The sequence below is a fragment of the Pseudonocardia hierapolitana genome (genome assembly GCF_007994075.1).
Taxonomy (GTDB): Bacteria; Actinomycetota; Actinomycetes; order Mycobacteriales; family Pseudonocardiaceae; genus Pseudonocardia; species Pseudonocardia hierapolitana.
On record NZ_VIWU01000001.1, the window covers coordinates 7,081,905 to 7,098,776 of the forward strand.

The window sequence follows — 16,872 nt, forward strand, 5'->3', positions numbered from 1 at the left end:
GTCGCCGTCCGTCCCCGCTGGTCCGCCCCGCCGAGCCTGCGGCTGGTCGGCAGGCGGCTGCTGATGGTCGTCCCGATCATCCTCGGGGTGAGCATCCTGACGTTCTGGGTACTCGACCTGATCCCGGGCAACGCCGCGCAGCAGCTGCTCGGGCCCGAGGCCACCCCGGAGCAGATCCGGGCGCTCGAGCTCGAGCTCGGGCTGGACCGGCCCGCCGTGCTGCGGTACCTGGACTGGCTCGGCGGCGCGGTCACGGGCGACCTCGGCACGTCGATGGTGAACAGCCAGTCCGTCACCGCCCTGATCGCCGAGCGGATGGCCGTCACCGCGGAGCTGGTGGCGCTCGCGTTCCTCGTCTCGCTGGGGCTGGCCGTGCCGGTGGCGCTGCTGGCCGCGTACCGGCCGGGCCGACTCTTCGACCGCGTGAGCATGGTCGTCAGCATCACGGGCCTCTCGGTCGCCAACTACGTGCTCGCGCTGCTGCTGGTGCTGGTCTTCGCGGTGGAGCTGACGCTGTTCCCCGCGATCGGGTTCGTGCCGCTGTCCGACGGCGTGGCGGGCAACCTGCACTCGCTGGCGCTCCCGGCCACCGCGATCGCGTTCCCGCTGTTCTGCTTCTACACGCGGTTCCTGCGCGGCGACCTCGTCGACCAGCTGCAGGGGGAGGACTACATCACGACGGCGCGGGCCAAGGGCATCGGCCCCTGGCAGGTGTTGCTGCGCCACGCGTTCCGCAACTCGGCGTTCGGCCTGATCACCGTGGTCGGGCTGAACCTGGGGACGTTGCTCGGCGGCACCGTGATCGTCGAGCAGATCTTCGCCCTGCCCGGGATGGGGCAGCTGATGCTCCAGGCGATCAACACCCGCGACGCCACCGTGGTGCAGGGCTGCGTCGTGGTGTTCGCCGTGGTGGCCGTGCTGGCCAACCTGGCCGCCGACCTGCTCTACGCCGTGCTCGACCCGAGGATCCGCTATGGCAGTCGTTGAGGCCGTTCCCGCGCTCGCCGGGCCCGAGGAGACCCGGCGGTCCGGGAGCCTGGCGCGGAACCTGGAGATCGTGCTGCCCGCCGGGGTGCTCGTGATGATCGCCGCCGCGTGCTTCCTCGGGCCGCTGGTGCTGCCGGTGCCACCGCCGACCGGGGGGAGCGTGCTCGAGTCCTACCTCGACGCGGGATCGCCCGGGCACCTCCTGGGCACCGACCCCAACGGCAACGACATCCTGTCCCGGATCCTGCACGGCGGGCGCTCGTCGCTGGTGGTGGCGGTCGCGGTGAACGTGCTCGGGCTCGCCGTCGGCGGCACGCTCGGTGCCCTGTCGGGCTACGTCGGCGGCGCGGTCGACACGGTGATCATGCGCGTGCTGGACGTGCTGATCGCGTTCCCGTCGCTGGTCCTCACCCTGGCGGTGGCGCAGAGCCTCGGCGCCAGCCAGACCAACACCATCCTGGCGCTCGCGTTCTTCAGCATCCCCGCATTCGCGCGGATCTCCCGGGCCGCGACGCTGCGGCTGCGCGAGCTGCCGTTCATGGCCGCGGCGCAGCTGTGCGGGACGCCGGGACGACGGGTGCTGTTGCGCCACATCGCGCCGAACATCACCCCGCAGCTGATCACGTTCGGAATGCTGGGCATGGGCATCGTCATGGTCATCGAGGGCGCGCTGTCCTTCCTCGGCCTCGGCATCCCGCTACCCGCGCCCAGCTGGGGCAACATGATCGCGCAGGGGCAGCAGAGCCTGTCGGCGACACCGATGCTCGTGGTCTGGCCGTGCGCGGCGCTCTTCGTCACCGTCCTCGCGTTCAACCTGCTCGGCGAGACCCTGCGCGCGCGATGGAGCGGCCGGTGACGGGGCCGATGACCACAGGACGGGTGGCGGCCGACGCCGAGCCGGTCCCGCAGCAGCAGGAACCGGCGCCGCTGCTCGAGGTGACCGACCTGCGGGTGCGCTTCACCCGCGCCGGACGCTCGGTGCACGCGGTGAACGGGCTGTCCTACCGACTCGTGGCGGGCAGGATGCTCGCGATCATCGGCGAGTCCGGGTCCGGCAAGAGCGTCAGCTCGCGGGCCTTGATGGGGCTGCTGCCGCCGACCGCGCAGACGAGCGGCTCGGCCCGGTTCGACGGCACCGAGCTGGTGGGCCTTCCGGAGCGGGAGATGCGCCGCCGCCGCGGTGCCGACATCGCCATGGTGTTCCAGGACCCCGCCCGCTCGCTCAACCCGACGATGCGGATCGGCGCGCAGATCACCGAGGCGGTCCGGGCACACGCGCAGCTGGACAAGGCGGCCGCGAAGGAGCGGGCGATCGAGCTCCTGCAGCTCGTGCGGCTGCCCGCCCCGGAACGGCGGTTCCACGAGTACCCGCACCAGCTCTCGGGAGGTATGCGGCAGCGCGTGATGATCGCCATCGCGCTCGCGGGCCGGCCGCGGCTGCTCATCGCCGACGAGGCCACGACGGCGTTGGACGTCACGACGCAGGCGCAGATCATGGAGCTGCTCGTCGAGCTGCAGCAGCAGCTCGGCATGGCGGTCATCCTGATCAGCCACGACCTCGCGCTGGCCGCGAGCTACGCGGACGACGTCGTCGTGATGTACGGCGGGCGGGCCGTGGAGCGGGCCCCGTCCGCCACGCTGTTCGCCTCGGTCCGGATGCCCTACACCCGCGCCCTGCTGGGCGCGATCCCGCTGCTGGAGCGCCCGTCGCACGGGCAGCTGCCCGTGGTGTCGGGGCAGCCGCCGGACCCGGCCGCGCTGCCGTCCGGCTGCCCGTTCCGGCCGCGCTGCGGCTCTGCCACCGACGAGTGCGCGACCGCGCCGCCGTTCGACGAGCACGAGCCGGGGCACTGGTGGGCTTGCTGGCATCCGGAGGAGGCCCGATGAGCGCCGTGAAGGACCCGCTGCTGCGGGCCCGCAACATCGTGCAGGAGTTCCCCGTGCGCGGGGCCGGAGGCCTGCACGGCGGCGTGGTCCACGCCGTCTCGGATGTGTCGTTCGACGTGCACACCGGGGAGACCCTCGGCATCGTCGGCGAGACCGGCTCCGGGAAGTCCACCCTGGCACGGTCACTGCTGCAGGCGCCGCGGCCGAAGTCGGGGCAGGTGCTGTTCCAGGGCACCGACCTGGTGCGGCTGCGCAGACGGCAGCTCGTGGCCGCGCGGCGGCACGTGCAGATGGTCTACCAGGACCCCTTCGGCTCGCTGAACCCGCGCTGGCGGGTGTCGGAGCTGGTCGAGGAGCCGTTGCTGGGCTACGGCGTCAAGGGCGCCGAGCGGCGCAGGCGCCGGGTGGACGAGCTGCTCGACCTCGTCGGCCTCGACCCGTCGGTGTTCGGGAAGCGCAGGCCGCGCGAGCTGTCCGGCGGGCAGTGCCAGCGCGTTGCCATCGCCCGCGCGATCGCCCTCGATCCGGCCCTGGTGATCTGCGACGAGGCCGTGTCGTCGCTCGACGTGCTGATCCAGGCGCAGGTGCTGAACCTGTTCGAGCGGCTCCGGTCCGAGCTGGGGCTGTCGTACCTGTTCATCGCGCACGACCTCGCGCTCGTCAAGCAGGTGAGCGACCGGGTGGCCGTGATGCACCTCGGCCAGCTCGCCGAGGTCGGCCCGGCCGACGCGCTGTACCGCAGCCCGCTGCACCCGTACACGGCCGCGCTGCTCGACTCCGTGCCCGGCCTCGACCCGGCCACCGGGCGGGCCCGGCGGCCCGTGCCGCTGCGCGGCGAGCCACCCTCGCCGCTCGACCCGCCGAGCGGGTGCCGGTTCCGGACCCGCTGCCCCCGCGCCCAGGAGCGGTGCGCCACGGAGGAACCCGCGCTGCGGGAGCGAGCTCCGGGGCACAGCGTGGCGTGCCACTTCCCGCTGGACCCCCTGGTGGACGCAGCAGCCGCCCGACCGCGACATCTGACCCGCTCCGCGCCCGACGACGCGGCCGGACCGCGCGGACATCTGCAGGTCGAGCCCCTGCCCGGCCGTTCATAGCATCCGAACCGGACATCCGGCATCGACGCCGTCAGAGAGTGGGTTTCCCCATGAGCGAGCTTGCGAGCGAATCAATGTCACAGCGCTTGCGCGAAGCGCTGGCCGAGCGCAGCGAGGGCGGGCGGTTCGCGTGACCTCTGCTCCTCCAGCCCGGCATTCCCGGCGACATTTCCGACGTGCCCTTTCGGCACTCGCCGCGGGCCTCGCCCTGCTCCTCGCGGGCTGCGGCGGCGCGGCGCCCGCCGGCGGCGGACCGGGCGGGGGTGGTCTCACGCCCGTCACGTTCCTCAACGTCCTGCCCATCGAGAGCCTGACGTTCACCCCGGAGATCATCGCCCAGGCCGGCGGCCACTTCGAGCGCGAGGGCCTGGACGTGCAGTTCCAGGTGACGCGGGGCAGCGCGCAGGCGATCCAGACCGTGATCGCCGGCAGTGCCCTGGTCACCCGGGTCGGCGACACCGAGATGATGGTCGCCGTCGGCGGGCGGGGCGCCCCGGTCAGCGCGGTGGGACAGCCGTTGCAGCAGGCGACGATCCGCGTCGTCTCGGCGGCCGACGACCCCATCCGCGCGCCGGAGGACCTGCGCGGCAAGACGATCGGCATCCCCTCGGAGGGCGGCACCAGCGAGACGCTGGTCGACACGCTGGCCCGGACGGCGGGACTCACCGACGCCGACGTGAAGAAGCAGGTGGTGGGACTCGCCCCCGGCGTGTTCGAGCTGGTGCAGCAGGGGCGCATCGACGCCTACCTGGTGGCGCTGGACACCGCCGTGACCGTGCAGCGCCAGCAGCCCGACGCCGTGGTGCTCGACCCGTCGCAGGTGATCGCCGGCGGCACCCAGGTCTACATGACCTCGCAGGCGGCGCTCGCCGACCCCGCCCAGCGCGACGTCCTCCAGCGCTTCCTGCGGGCGGTGCGGGCCGCCCAGGACTCGGTGATCGCCGACCAGTCGCTCGACGCGACGCTTCAGACACTGGGGGATGCCTACGACATCCCGATCCTCCGCGAGCCCGAGGTGGCCAAGGAGACCCTGCGCCAGTACATGGCCAGCTGGCAGGCCACCGGCGAGCCACTGCGGATCGCCCCGGACCAGTGGGCGCGCGTCTACGACGAGGCCGTGGCGGAGGAGCTCGTGCCCGGCGGCCTCGATGCGAGCAGCTGGTTCACCAACGACCTGCTGCCGGGGGCGTCGTCGTGAGCAAGCTGTCCGACACCGCCCGGGTCGCCGAGTCGCTCGCCGGGCCCGGCGCGGGTACGGCGGAGCTGGAGCTACGCGACGTCGACAAGATCTACAAGGGCCGCCGCGGCGCAGCCACCGAGGCGCTGCGGGGCATCTCGCTGGCCGTGCGCGCCGGTGAGTTCGTGTCGCTGGTCGGCCGCTCCGGGTGCGGCAAGACCACGCTGCTGCGGATCCTCGCCGGCCTGGTCACCCCGTCCAGCGGCCACGTCCTCATCGGCGGGAACGATCTCTGGAAGGGCAGCGGTCGGGACCCGGCGGCCCTGGAGAAGTTCGGGATGGTCTTCCAGGAGGCCAACCTGTTCCCCTGGTTCTCGATCGAGGACAACATCGCGCTCCCGCTCAAGCTGCGCGGGATGGACAAGCGCCGCCGCCGCGCGCGGGCCGGGGAGCTGTGCGAGCTGGTCGGCCTCGGCGGGTTCGAGAAGGCCTACCCGCGGGAGCTGTCCGGCGGGATGCGGCAGCGGGCCGCCATCGCCCGCGCCCTGTCCTACGACCCGTCGATCCTGCTCATGGACGAGCCGTTCGGCGCGCTCGACGCGCTCACCCGCGACCGCATGAACCTGGAGCTGCAGCGCATCTCCGTGGTCACGGGCGCCACCGTCGTGTTCGTGACGCACTCGATCACCGAGGCGGTGTTCCTCTCCGACCGGGTCGTGCTGCTGTCGCCGCGCCCGGGGCGGATCCGGTCGGTGACGCCGGTCGGCTTCCCGCGGCCCCGCTCGCTCGACGTGGAGGGCGAGCCCGGGTTCCAGGAGATCGTGCGGCGCCTGCGCCGCGAGCTGGACGAGGACGGCGGCGAGGACGGCGACGGGGCGGGGGAGGAGGACTGATGGATCGCGACGAACGGGCGAACTGGTTGCCGTGGGTGAGCACGCCGATCGTGCTGCTGCTGGTCCTCGCGGCGTGGACCCTCGCGGTCTCGGTGTTCGGCGTGTCGGAGTTCATTCTGCCGACGCCCGCCGCGGTCACCGAGGCGGTGCTGCGGATGCTCGCCGACGCCTCGACGTGGGGGCACGTGGTCATCACGCTCACCGAGGTGGCGCTCGGGTTCCTGGCTGCCCTGGTGTTCGGGCTCGTCGTCGGGGTGGTCCTGGGCAGGGCGGAGTGGCTGGAGCGGGCGCTGCGGCCGGTGCTCGTCGCCGTGCAGGTGGTGCCGAAGGTGGCCTTCATCCCGCTCTTCGTCATCTGGTTCGGGTTCGGGGTCACGAGCAAGATCATCATGGCGGCCACACTGGCGTTCTTCCCGATCATGCTGAACGTGATGCTCGGGGTCCGCTCGGTCGACCGCGGCCATCGCGACGTCATGCTCGGTCTCGGCGCCCGGCGCTGGCCCACGTTCCGCGACCTGGAGCTGCCCAGCACCTTGCCGTACGTGTTCGCGGGCATGGAGGTCGCCATCGTGTTCTCCGTGATCGGCGCGGTCGTGGGCGAGTTCCTCGGCGGCAGCGAGGGCCTCGGCTACCTCGTTGTGGTGAGCCTGAACGCCCTCGACGCGCCGCAGCTGTTCGCGGTGATCTTCCTGCTCGCCGTCCTCGGCTGCCTGCTCTACCTGGTTGTCAACGGGGCGAAGCGGTTCGTCATCCCGTGGCACGAGTCGGTGCTCGCCGCCGACCGACCTTGAGGGGGATCCCATGTTCGAAGCGATGCTCGACCCGACCGGCGGGCCGTCCGCCACCGCCACCGGACCGCGGCTCGCCGCACGTCCCGCGCGGCTCGACGGACTGGTCGTCGGGCTGGTGGCCAACCCGAAGAAGAATGCGGAGCCGTTCCTCGACGCCGTCGGCGAGCTGCTCGCCGCCGAGCACGGCACCGCCGACGTGGTGCGCACCCGCAAGACCAGCATCACCGACCCGATCCCGCCCGCCACCCTCGACGAGCTGGCGCAGCGCTGCGACGTCGTGCTGATCGGTGTGGGTGACTGCGGCTCGTGCAGCGCCGCGGCCGTGGCCGACGGGATCGCGTTCGAGGCCGCGGGTGTGCCCGCCGCGGTGATCTGCACGGTCGCGTTCCGGGTGAGCGCCGACGCGATGGCCCGCCTGCAGGGCAGCCCCGGCTACACCTACGTCACCACCGCCCACCCCGTGGCCCCGCTCGACGAGGCCGGCGTGCGGGAACGGGCCCGGCGCGCACTGCCCGAGCTGGTCGGGCTGCTCACCGAGGCGCCGGTACCCGTGGTGGCCCGATGACCGCTCTCGCGGAGGACGCCGATCGGCTGCACCACGCCCGCGCCGCCATCGAACACGCCTACGAGCAGGGCTGGACCGACGGGTTGCCGATCGTGCCCGTCACGGCCGAGGTGGTCGAGGAGTTCCTCGCGGCCACGCCCCGCGCCCGCGACGAGGTCGTGGCCGCGGTGCCGCACCTCGGGCGCGAGTGCACCGTGGAGCAGGCGGCGATCAACGCCGCGATGGCAGGCTGCCGGCCCGAGTACCTGCCGGTGGTGCTAGCCGCGTGGGACGCGCTGATGCGGCAGCGGGTGGTCACCGGCGGCGGGTGGCAGAGCACCAGCGGGCCGGCGCCGTTGATCGTGGTGAACGGCCCGATCCGCGCCGAGCTGGGTATCAACTCCGCAGGCGGCGTGCTCGGGCCCGGGTTCCGGGCCAACGCGACGATCGCCCGCGCCGTCGGGCTGGTCGTGCGCAACGTGTTCGGGATCCGGCCGCAGGAGCTCGAGCAGTCCACCCAAGGCATCCCCGGCCGGTTCACGCTGTGCATCGGCGAGAACGAGGAGGAGAGCCCCTGGGAACCGCTCGCGACCGAGCTGGGGTTGGAGCCCGAGACCGATGCCGTGTCCGCGATGCTGCTGCGCACCTGCGAGTTCATCGACAACCGGCACACCTCGGACCCCGAGCAGGTGCTCTGGGACATCGCCGACACCGTGGCGCGCACCGGCGCCGCCATCGGCCGGCACTCCTCGGCAGGCCTCGTGCTCGGCGTGGAGCACGCCCAGATGCTGGCCGCGGGCGGCTTCTCGAAGGCGGAGGTGCAGCGCTGGATCTCCGAGCACGCGTTCCGCACCCACAAGGAGATGCAGCTCGCCGGGAAGAGCCTCGCCGGGCAGGAGGGGCCGGGCCTCGACGAGCACGGCCTGCACGTCGTGCCCGACCCGGACCAGATCCCGATCGTCGTCGCCGGGGCGCGCAACGCGGCGATGTCGATGGTCGTCCGCCCGTTCGGCTTCGGCGGCTGGTCGCGCACCGCGCACCCGATCCGGCAGAAGGAGGCATGACGACGTGAGCATCGACGAGAACGCCCTCTCCGGACTGCGCAGCACCCTGGAGGCGGACGACTACCGGATGGCCGTCACCGAGACCGGCGACAACGTCGAGGTGACGATCACCGCCGGGCCGGCGGCGTGCGAGGACTGCCTGGTCCCCAAACCGATCATGCGCAACATCCTGCACGCGGCGCTCGGCGTGCCCGAGGACTCGATCGTGCTCGTCTACCCCGCGGACGCGAGCTGATCATGTCCCCGCCGCTGCTCGACGTGCGCGACCTCTCCGTGCGGTTCCCGACGCCGTCCGGCCCGATCGAGGCCGTGTCCGGGGTGTCGTTCACCGTGTACCCGGGCGAGACCCTGGCCGTGGTCGGGGAGTCCGGCTCCGGCAAGAGCGTGTCCTCGCTCGCGGTGCTCGGGCTCCTCGGGGGCGGCCGGGCGACCGGGGGCTCGATCCGGTTCCAGGGCGAGGAACTGGTCGGCGCCGACCCGGAGCGGCTGCGTCGACTGCGCGGCGCCGAGATCGCCATGATCTTCCAGAACCCGATGAGCTCCCTCGACCCGCTCTTCACCGTCGGGGACCAGATCGCGGAGGCGCTGCGGATCCACCGCGCGGTCTCCCGCCGCGAGGCCCGCGACCGTGCCGTCGAGCTGCTCACCGAGGTCGGCCTCCCGGACCCGGCGCGGCGGGTGCGGTCCTACCCGCACGAGCTGTCCGGCGGGCAGCAGCAGCGCGTGATGATCGCCATGGCGCTCGCCTGCGAGCCCGCGCTGCTCATCGCCGACGAGCCGACCACCGCCCTCGACGTCACCGTCGAGGCCCAGATCCTCGAGCTCCTGCGCCGGATGCAGCGCGACCACGGCACCGCGCTGCTCTTCGTCACCCACGACATGGGCGTGGTCGCGGAGATGGCCGACCGCGTGCTCGTGATGTACGCGGGGAAGGTCGTGGAGCAGGGCGCGGTGGACGAGGTGCTGCGCGACCCCCGCAACCCGTACACGCGGGCCCTGATCGAGTCGATCCCGACCCCGTCCACGCCCCGGGACCTGCCGATGCCGGCGATCGCGGGCAACGTGCCGCACCCGTCGGACCTGCCCGGCGGGTGCCGTTTCCACCCGCGCTGCCGGTCCGCCATGGACCGGTGCGGCACGGACGAACCGCCGCTCGTCGACCTGGGATCGGGCCGCACCAGCCGGTGCTGGCAGCACGAGCCGGCATCGGAGGTCGCCCGTGTCGGGTGATCCGCTCGGCGGGTTGGCCGTCGAGGCCGGGGTTCCCGGCCCGGCCCCGCTGTTCGAGGCGCATGACCTCGTCAAGCACTTCCGGATGCGGCGCACCGTGGTGAAGGCCGTGAACGGGGTGTCGCTCACGATCCCGCGCGGGAGCACCGTCGGCCTCGTCGGCGAGTCCGGGTCCGGGAAGTCGACCGTGGCGCGGCTGGCGCTGCGCCTGCTCGACCCGACGGCGGGCCGGCTCTCGTTCGACGGCGTCGACCTGCTGCGCGCCTCCCGCGGCGAGCTGCGCGCGCTGCGGCGGCGGATGCAGATCGTGTTCCAGGACCCGTTCGGCTCGCTCAACCCGCGGATGCGCGTGGTCGAGGCCGTCGGGGAGCCCCTGGCCGTCCACCGGCTGGCCCGCGGGAAGGAGCGGACCGACCGGGTCGTGGAGCTCCTCGAACGCGTCGGGCTGGGCGCGCGCGACCTGCACAAGTACGCCCACCAGTTCTCCGGCGGGCAGGCCCAGCGGATCGGGATCGCCCGCGCGCTCGCCACCGGCCCCGACCTGATCGTCTGTGACGAGGCCGTGTCGGCGCTCGACGTGTCGGTGCAGGCCCAGGTGCTGAACCTGCTCAAGCGGCTGCAGGCCGAGCTGGGCCTGTCCTACCTGTTCATCGCCCACGACCTGAACGTCGTGCGGTACATGGCCGACGAGGTCTGCGTGATGCACCTCGGGGAGATCGTCGAGCGCGGTGACGGCGACGCCCTGTTCGCCGACCCGCAGCACGCCTACACGAAGACGCTCGTCGGTGCTGTGCGAAATCTTCCTGGGCGCGACCTCCCCACCCCGGAGGGCACATGATCGGGTACACGTTGCGCAGGCTGGGCTACGGCCTGGTCGTGATGGTGCTCGTCACCGTGTTCGTCTTCGTGGTGATGCGGCTCGTGCCGGGCGACGCGGTGTCGCTGCAGCTGCAGGAGACCGGCGTGAGCGCGGAGGAGGCCGACGCGCTGCGGGCGCAGTTCGGCCTCGACCAGCCGGTGTGGGTGCAGCTCGGGACGTGGCTGGCCGGTGCCGTGCAGGGCGACTTCGGCACCTCGTTCTACGGCGGCGAGCCGGTCACCGAGCTGTTCCTCGCGCGCGTGCCGGTCACGCTGCAGCTGGGTCTGCTGGCCATCGTGATCGGCGCCCTGCTCGGGATCGGGTTCGGCATCGTCGCGGCCGTCACCCGCGGCACCGCGGTGGACGCCGCCGTGCGCGTGTTCGCGGTGGCGTTCCTGTCGGTGCCCAACTTCGTGGTCGCGCTGCTGCTGCTCACCTTCCTCGCGCTGTGGTTCGCCTGGTCGCCGCCGATCGTCTACACGGGCCCGGGGGAGGACCCGGCGGGCTGGCTGCAGCAGATCGCCATCCCCGTGCTCGCGCTGGGCACCGGCGGGATGGCGGCGATCGCGCGCATGACCCGCTCGTCGATGCTGGAGTCGCTGGGGTCGGACTACATCCGCACCGTGCACGCGAAGGGCGCACGGCAGCGCACGGTGGTGTTCAAGCACGCCCTGCGCAACTCGACGATCGCGGTGCTCACGCTGCTCGGCCTCGAACTCGCCACCGTGCTGGGCGGCACGGTGATCCTCGAGCAGATGTTCGCCATCCCCGGCACCGGCCAGCTCATCTACCAGGCCGTCCTCGACCGCGACTACCCGGTCGTCGTGGCCTGCACGATCTTCTACGCCGGCCTGTTCGTCGTCACGATCATCCTGATCGACCTGATGTACGCGCTGGTCGATCCGCGGATCCGGACCGGGAGGGCCCTCTCGTGAACCAGCTCCGCATCTTCGTCCGCGCCCAGCCCCTCGGCGCGATCGCGCTCGTGCTGATCACCGTGTTCGTGCTGGCCGCGATCCTCGCCCCGTGGCTCGCACCGCACGACCCCCTCGAACAGTTCCGCCGGGACATCCTGTCCGAGCCATCGGCGCAGTTCCCGCTGGGCACCGACGACCTGGGCCGCGACGTTCTGAGCCGCGCGATCCACGGCGCCAGCACGTCGCTTCTCGTCGGCGTCGCGACCACGGCGGCGAGCCTCGTGCTCGGCACCGCGATCGGTGTGGTCTCGGGCTACTTCGGCCGCGCCGTCGACGTCGTGCTGCAGCGCGTGATGGACGCCGTCCAGGCCGTGCCGGGCATCGTGCTGCTGCTGTTCATCGCGGTGGTGCTGGGCCCGTCGGTGCGCAACACCGTGATCGCCCTGACCGTGGTGATCACGCCGTCGTTCAACCGGATCGCCCGCGGCGAGACGCTGCGCATCCGGGAGGAGCGCTACGTCGAGGCCGCCCGCGCGACCGGAGCGGGCGTGCCGCGGATCTTGACCCGGCACGTGCTGCCCAACCTGTTCGCGTCGGTGCTCACCCTGGGCAGCCTGATCTTCGCCGGGGTGATCATCGCGGAGTCGGCGCTGTCGTTCCTCGGCATCGGCGCGCCGCCGCCCACTCCGTCGTGGGGCGCGATGCTGTCGGAGGGAGTCCGGTACGTCGAGCGCGCCCCGTGGATCATCCTCGTGCCCGCGGCGCTGCTGTCGCTCGCCGTCTTCAGCTTCAACCTGCTCGGCGACGCCCTGCGCGACCACCTCGACCCGCGCCTGCAGCGACCCGTGATCGACCGGGCCGCCCGCCGCTGGTGGCGGGGTGGCCGCCCGCCCGCGGCGCTCGCTCCCACCCTCGCGCGTTCCGACGACTGAAGAGGAGCAACGTGGAGATCTCGTTGGAGGGCAAGGTCGCCCTGGTCACCGGGGCGGGGCCGAACATCGGCAGCGGCATCGCGCTGGCGCTCGCCCGCTACGGGGCGAAGGTCGCGTGCAACGACATCGACCCGGCCGCCGCGAAGACTGCGGTGGACCGCATCGAGCGCAACGGTGGCACGGCCATCGCGGTGCCCGGGGACGTCACCGACGAGGAGCAGGTCACCGGCTACATCGCGCGCGTGCTCGAGGAGTTCGGGCAGATCGACATCCTCGTCAACAACGCCGCGCTGCTCGGCGGCAAGGGCGTGCTCGACGAGAGCACGGAGTTCTTCGACCGAGCGGTCCGGGTGGCGGCGCTGGGGCACTTCCTCAACACCAAGCACGTCGGCAGGCACATGGCCGAGCGCGGCATCCGCGGCTCGATCGTCGCGATCTCCTCGTCCAACGGCTGGTCAGGCTCCGCAGGCGTGATCGCGTACGCGTTCCACAAGGGCGGGGTGAACAACTTCGTCCGGGCGGCGGCCATGGACCTCGCCCCCTACGGCATCCGCGTCAACAGCTTCACGCCCACCGCTCCCACACCGGACAACCCCGAGCTGATCAAGGAACGCGGTGCGGGCGGCGTGCTGGACCGGCCCCGTGCCCACGGCATCGGCGGGGAGACCGGCGACGAGGAGTGGCGCCGCCCGTCCCGCTGGACGGGCCAGCGGGCGCCGCTCGTGCCGATGGGCACCACCGGCACCCCGACCGACATCGGCCACTGCGTCGCGTGGATGTGCTCGGACTACGCCCGCCTGATCACCGGCTGCGACTTCGTGGTCGACGGCGGCGCCAGGGCCAAGAACTTCGCCTACGCCCCCGCGCCCGCATCCGACCTGGCCGGGCCGCTCCCGCTCATCCCGCTGGACGTCACCGGCGAGCTGGACAGGGAGCTGGCATGAGACCCGTCGACCGCAGGACGTTCCTGCTGGCGACCCTCGCGGCGTCCGGCGCGCTGGGGCTCTCGGCGTGCGGCGGCGGTGGGCGCAGCCGGTCCGGTCCGGTCGGGGAGCCGCGGCCCGGCGGCAGCCTCGTGGTGCAGCAGACCAGCGAGGTCAGCCGCGGCGTCAACCCCCTGAGCACCAGCGACCCGACCACGATGGGGATCGTCTCGGGCACCGTCTACAGCAAGCTCGCCGAGTTCCGGACCGGCCCGGACGTGAAATCGCTCGAGATCGTGCCCGACCTCGCAGAGTCCTGGGAGATCGCGCCGGACGGCCTGACCTACACCTTCCACCTCCGGCGCGACGTGCGCTGGCACAACATCGCACCCGTGAACGGGCGCCCGTTCGTCGCCGACGACGTCGTCGCGACCTTCGAGGGCCTGAAGCAGGCCACCGGCGTGCACACGTGGATGATCGAGCCGGTCACGAGCATCACCGCGGCCGACGACCACACCGTGGTGTTCAGCCTCGAACGGCCTTACGGCCCGCTGATGGAGTACTTCGCCTACCACTTCAACATGATCCTCCCGAGGGAGGGCGTCGAGGGGCAGTACGACCTGGAGACCCAGGCGATCGGCACCGGGCCGTTCATGCTCGACTCGCACACGCCCGACGTCGAATGGGTGCTCAAGCGCAACCCGGACTACTTCATCCCCGGCCGGCCCTACCTCGACGAGATCCGCCGCCCGATCCTCTCCGACACCGCAGCCATCACCGCAGCTCTGCGCAGCGGCCGCCTCGACGCCGGCGTCACCAGCGACGTGAACGTGGCCGAGGAGTTCAGGTCCCGCGGCGGCTTCACGGTCACCGAGACGCCCGGAGCCCCGATCAGCATCTACCTCAACCCGAGGGTGAAGCCGCTCGACGACATCCGGGTGCGGCAGGCGGTGATGGAGGCGGTCGACTGGGTCGGCATGGGCGAGAACATCCGTGGCCACTTCAACCTGACCTCCCTGCTGCGGCCGGACACCAGCGCCGCCGCGCTGACCCGCGAAGAGGTTCTCCGGCTACGCCCGTTCGACCCCGCCCACGCGCGGGCGCTGCTCGCCGAGGCGGGCCTGTCGAACGGGTTCTCCACGTCGCTGCTCGTGCAGCGCGTCGACGACGAGGACGTGCGTGAGGCGCAGTGGATGCAGGCCGACCTCGCCGAGGTCGGCATCCAGGCCGAAATCGAGATCGTGGACCCGGCGACCGGCATCGACCGGCGCCGCAACCACGACTTCGCGATCACCAAGGCCCTGCGTGGCGTGCACCTGCCCGACCAGGTGTGGCGCGACTTCGCGCCGGACTCGATCGAGAACTACGCCCTGATCGACGACCCGGAGCTCAACCGGATGGTCGAGCAGTCCCGTGCGACGGTCGACGAGGCCGCGCGGGACGACATCTACCGGCAGATGCAGGTGCGGATGGAGACCGAGATCCGGCAGGCCTTCTACCCGATCCAGAAGTTCGACTACGCGATTGCGAACGAGCGGGTGCAGGGCCTGTGGCCGAGCCCGATCTACCAGGGCCGGCGCCTCGCGGATGTATGGCTCGCCGATAGCGAGGCGTGAATGGGACAGATGACGTATTCCACTCGCGCCCCCGCGCAGGTGCGATGCGGCCTGCGCTTTGCTTGGATCACCCCACCCGGCGTCCGAAGGAGTGCGCAGCCGTGACAGCACCTGCCACCAGCCCGTCCCGCAGAAGCATCTTCGTGGCGAGCTTCATCGGCACGTCGATCGAGTGGTACGACTACTACATCTTCGGCACGGCGGCCGCGCTCGTGTTCGGCCAGCTGTTCTACCCGTCGTTCTCGCCTGCGGCCGGCACCCTCGCCGCGTTCGCGACGTTCGCCGTCGGGTTCGTCGCCCGCCCGCTGGGTGCCGCCGTGATCGGCCACTACGGGGACCGGCTCGGCCGCAAGTCGATGCTGGTGCTCACCCTCGTCCTGACCGGGAGCGCCACGTTCCTGATCGGCGTGCTGCCCACGTTCGAGTCCATCGGCATCGCCGCCCCGATCCTGCTCGTCCTGCTGCGGCTGGCGCAGGGCTTCGGCGTCGGCGGCGAGTGGGGTGGCGCGGTGCTCATCGCCACCGAGCACGCCCCGCCCACGAGGCGGGCGGTCTACGGCAGCTTCGCGCAGTTCGGGGTTCCCGTCGGCGTGCTGACGTCCAACCTCGCCTTCCTCGCCGTCTCCCCGCTGTCCAACGAGGACTTCATGTCGTGGGGCTGGCGCCTGCCCTTCCTCGCGAGCATCGTGCTCGTCGTCGTCGGGATCGTCGTACGCAGGCGCCTGCAGGACGCGCCCGAGTTCGAGCGGCTCAAGAAGGAACGGACGGTCAGCAAGGTCCCGGTGGCCGAGCTGGTCCGCAGCGAGCCGCTGAAGCTGGTGCTCGCGAGCCTCGCCGCCATCGCCCCGCCCGCGATCGGCTACTCGGTGATCGTCTACATGCTCACCTACGGCACCCAGGTCGTCGGCTTCCCGCGGCCCCTGCTGCTCACGCTCATCCTGCTGTCCACCCTCGTGTGGATCGCCACGATCGTCGCGTCCGCCGTGCTCGCCGACCGGTACGGCGCCAAGCCCGTCTACGTGATCGGCACGATCACCGCGGTCGTGTGGCCGCTGCCGATGTTCGCGCTGGTCGACACCGGCAACGCCGGGCTCGCCTTCATCGCGTTCTGCGTCGCCGCGATCGTGCAGGGGCTGATCGTCGGCGCCCAGGGCCGCCTGTTCACCGAGATCTTCGACGTGCGGGTGCGCTACAGCGGCGCCTCGATCGCCTACCAGATCGGCGGGATGATCGGCGGCGCGGTCACCCCGATCGCGGCCACGGCCCTGTTCGCCGCGTACGGCTCGTCCACGGCCGTGGCGGCCTACCTCACCGCCATCTGCCTGCTCAGCCTCCTGGGCATCCTCGCCCTGCGGGTGCCGCGTCACACCCGCACCACGGAGGCGATGCCCGCAGCGACGGATGGGTGAGTCCGGGTAGGCCTCATGGCCGTGCCCGCACCATCGGGGCCAGTGCCAGCCGCGACGGACGAATGAGCCCGGGGCGGCCTCCCGGCCACGCCCGCACCATCGTGGCTGTGCCTGCGGCGATGGGCAGGTGAGCCCTCCCAGGGCCTCCTGGCGGCGCCGCGCATTGTGCGGGGCCGCCCCTCCCAGCTCAAGGGAGCCTGCGGCGTCGCTGCGCGAGCCGCTCCGCGGCCCCTTGACCTGCGAGCCACTGCGGCCCCTCGGGCATGCGGTGCGGGCAGGCCGGGGGCCTGCCCGATGGGGCGCGCGGCGCCGCCAGCAGGCCGGTCTCACGGACACGTCATGGGCATCTCCCGCCCGTCACGCACCCTGTGTGCGCTCGCGCTCCCCGTGTCGGGCCACGCACCCCGTCAACGGGCTGCATGAGCCGAGAACGGGCGCGTGAGCGGCGCAGATCAACCCCGATCAGCACACCATGACTCGGCGGCGACGCTGATGTACTCCTCGGGCCGATCACGGGCCCTCTCCCAACCACTTCACACACCCAGTGGC

The 16,872-nt window shown here is 72.1% G+C and carries 17 protein-coding genes; all 17 read left to right on the forward strand.

The genetic code is table 11. From position 1 onward, the window contains the following. Positions 1 to 42: 42 nt before the first annotated feature. The gene (locus FHX44_RS33455; RefSeq protein ID WP_281287961.1) at positions 43 to 987 is read left to right on the forward strand and encodes an ABC transporter permease; all 945 of its coding nucleotides are present in this window, start codon (positions 43 to 45) and stop codon (positions 985 to 987) included. Further along, positions 974 to 1,843, forward strand: a complete 870-nt coding sequence (locus FHX44_RS33460) for an ABC transporter permease (RefSeq protein WP_147259431.1) — start codon at positions 974 to 976, stop codon at positions 1,841 to 1,843. The genes FHX44_RS33455 and FHX44_RS33460 overlap by 14 nt, the downstream gene beginning before the upstream one ends. A gap of 8 nt (positions 1,844 to 1,851) precedes the next feature. Beyond that, the gene (locus FHX44_RS33465) at positions 1,852 to 2,874 is read left to right on the forward strand and encodes an ABC transporter ATP-binding protein (RefSeq protein ID WP_147259432.1); all 1,023 of its coding nucleotides are present in this window, start codon (positions 1,852 to 1,854) and stop codon (positions 2,872 to 2,874) included. Next, positions 2,871 to 3,968 (forward strand): ABC transporter ATP-binding protein, encoded by a 1,098-nt coding sequence (locus FHX44_RS33470; RefSeq protein WP_147259433.1) that lies wholly within the window; start codon positions 2,871 to 2,873, stop codon positions 3,966 to 3,968. The genes FHX44_RS33465 and FHX44_RS33470 overlap by 4 nt, the downstream gene beginning before the upstream one ends. Before the next feature lie 130 nt (positions 3,969 to 4,098). After that, positions 4,099 to 5,166, forward strand: coding sequence for an ABC transporter substrate-binding protein (locus FHX44_RS33475; RefSeq protein ID WP_170309140.1), 1,068 nt, complete (start codon positions 4,099 to 4,101; stop codon positions 5,164 to 5,166). After that, the gene (locus FHX44_RS33480; protein ID WP_246170732.1) at positions 5,163 to 6,038 is read left to right on the forward strand and encodes an ABC transporter ATP-binding protein; all 876 of its coding nucleotides are present in this window, start codon (positions 5,163 to 5,165) and stop codon (positions 6,036 to 6,038) included. The genes FHX44_RS33475 and FHX44_RS33480 overlap by 4 nt, the downstream gene beginning before the upstream one ends. Then, positions 6,038 to 6,829: an ABC transporter permease gene (locus FHX44_RS33485; protein WP_147259435.1), complete on the forward strand. Its 792-nt coding sequence runs from the start codon at positions 6,038 to 6,040 to the stop codon at positions 6,827 to 6,829. The genes FHX44_RS33480 and FHX44_RS33485 overlap by 1 nt, the downstream gene beginning before the upstream one ends. 10 nt (positions 6,830 to 6,839) lie before the next feature. Continuing rightward, complete coding sequence (locus FHX44_RS33490; protein WP_147259436.1) at positions 6,840 to 7,394, forward strand: UGSC family (seleno)protein; 555 nt, start codon at positions 6,840 to 6,842, stop codon at positions 7,392 to 7,394. Then, a complete protein-coding gene (locus FHX44_RS33495) occupies positions 7,391 to 8,437 on the forward strand; it encodes a hypothetical protein (protein WP_147259437.1) in 1,047 nt (348 codons plus the stop codon). Before FHX44_RS33490 ends, FHX44_RS33495 begins: the two co-directional genes overlap by 4 nt. A gap of 4 nt (positions 8,438 to 8,441) precedes the next feature. Then, complete coding sequence (locus FHX44_RS33500; RefSeq protein ID WP_147259438.1) at positions 8,442 to 8,672, forward strand: hypothetical protein; 231 nt, start codon at positions 8,442 to 8,444, stop codon at positions 8,670 to 8,672. A 2-nt stretch (positions 8,673 to 8,674) separates the two neighbouring features. Beyond that, positions 8,675 to 9,667, forward strand: a complete 993-nt coding sequence (locus FHX44_RS33505) for an ABC transporter ATP-binding protein (RefSeq protein WP_147259439.1) — start codon at positions 8,675 to 8,677, stop codon at positions 9,665 to 9,667. Beyond that, positions 9,657 to 10,505 carry an ABC transporter ATP-binding protein gene (locus tag FHX44_RS33510; protein ID WP_246170733.1) on the forward strand — a complete coding sequence of 283 codons (849 nt, stop codon included), beginning with the start codon at positions 9,657 to 9,659 and terminating at the stop codon, positions 10,503 to 10,505. The genes FHX44_RS33505 and FHX44_RS33510 overlap by 11 nt, the downstream gene beginning before the upstream one ends. Beyond that, positions 10,502 to 11,461 carry an ABC transporter permease gene (locus FHX44_RS33515; protein ID WP_147259440.1) on the forward strand — a complete coding sequence of 320 codons (960 nt, stop codon included), beginning with the start codon at positions 10,502 to 10,504 and terminating at the stop codon, positions 11,459 to 11,461. Before FHX44_RS33510 ends, FHX44_RS33515 begins: the two co-directional genes overlap by 4 nt. Continuing rightward, entirely contained in the window at positions 11,458 to 12,375 is a 918-nt protein-coding gene (locus tag FHX44_RS33520; RefSeq protein ID WP_246170734.1) for an ABC transporter permease, read from the forward strand. The genes FHX44_RS33515 and FHX44_RS33520 overlap by 4 nt, the downstream gene beginning before the upstream one ends. An 11-nt stretch (positions 12,376 to 12,386) precedes the next feature. Beyond that, the gene (locus tag FHX44_RS33525) at positions 12,387 to 13,319 is read left to right on the forward strand and encodes an SDR family NAD(P)-dependent oxidoreductase (RefSeq protein WP_147259441.1); all 933 of its coding nucleotides are present in this window, start codon (positions 12,387 to 12,389) and stop codon (positions 13,317 to 13,319) included. After that, on the forward strand, positions 13,316 to 14,914 hold the full coding sequence (locus tag FHX44_RS33530; RefSeq protein ID WP_147259442.1) for an ABC transporter substrate-binding protein: 1,599 nt from the start codon (positions 13,316 to 13,318) through the stop codon (positions 14,912 to 14,914). Before FHX44_RS33525 ends, FHX44_RS33530 begins: the two co-directional genes overlap by 4 nt. Positions 14,915 to 15,015: 101 nt before the next feature. After that, positions 15,016 to 16,323, forward strand: a complete 1,308-nt coding sequence (locus FHX44_RS33535; protein WP_246170735.1) for an MFS transporter — start codon at positions 15,016 to 15,018, stop codon at positions 16,321 to 16,323. Positions 16,324 to 16,872 lie beyond the last annotated feature (549 nt).